1 protein-coding gene is annotated in these 920 nt (G+C 64.9%); it reads right to left on the reverse strand.

Annotated elements, in window-relative coordinates; translation table 11 throughout:
• Window positions 1–13: 13 nt before the first annotated feature.
• Window positions 14–873 (reverse strand): IS5 family transposase gene (locus JK364_RS54455; RefSeq protein ID WP_372462115.1). Its coding sequence is split into 2 segments (ribosomal slippage): window positions 14–528 and window positions 528–873, totalling 861 coding nucleotides; the frame shifts between segments, so codons are not numbered across the junction.
• Between the last annotated feature and the right edge of the window lie 47 nt (window positions 874–920).

Here is a 920-nt window from a genome sequence, read left to right on the forward strand (position 1 = left end):
CTAGGGTCCGTCTTCAAACGGATCTTGCCCAGAGCAGGAATGACGCGAGACTGACCGCTGCTTCGTATGAGGTGGCGGTCTTGTCGTATCTGGTGGCGATTCCGCGGAAGCCTTTGAGCCGGTTGAAGCAGCGCTCGACCAGGTTGCGTTGTCGGTAGATCTGCCGGTCGAATGCCGGTGGGCGACCTCCGCGGTTACCTCGGTTATAGCGGTGTCGCCGTTGGTCGGTCTTCTCCGGGATGGTGTGGGCGATTCCACGTTTGCGCAGGTAGGCGCGGAAGCCGCGGGAGCTATAGGCCTTGTCAGCGATGACTTGGTCGGGCCGGCAGCGGGGTCGGCCAAGGCCGGTGCGCGGGACGCGGATGCGTTCCAGGAGGGTCTGTGCGCAGATGCTGTCGTGGCGTTGCCCGGGTGTCAGCAGGATGGCGAGCGGGCGCCCTTTGCCGTCACAGGAGAGGTGGATTTTGGTAGTCAGGCCTCCTCGGGATCGACCGAGGGCGTGATCGTCTGGTTCGTCCGGCCGGTGGATCCCCCTTTTCGGCCGGTGGCGGCGGCGTGCTGGTGAGCGCGGACGATGGTGGAGTCGATCTGGACGAGCCAGTCGATGTCGCCGGCCGCGTCCGCGCGGGCCTGGATCTGCTGCAGTGCCCGGGTGAACACGCCGGCCAGGGCGTAGCGGCGGAAGCGGGTGTACACCGTCTGCCACGGTCCATAGCGTTCCGGCAGGTCACGCCAGGAGATCCCGGTCCGGATCTTGTAGACCATCCCGTTGATGACCTGCCGGTCCGAGACGCGTGGCCGTCCCGTCACGGCCCGCGGTATGAACGGAGCGAGTAACTCCCACTCCTGATCGGTGAGTTCATGGCGGCGTATCACACCACCATGATCCACCATTCGATGATCTTTGAAGACGGACCCTA

Source organism: Streptomyces endocoffeicus, from assembly GCF_016741935.1.
In the GTDB taxonomy this organism is placed as follows: domain Bacteria; phylum Actinomycetota; class Actinomycetes; order Streptomycetales; family Streptomycetaceae; genus Streptomyces; species Streptomyces endocoffeicus.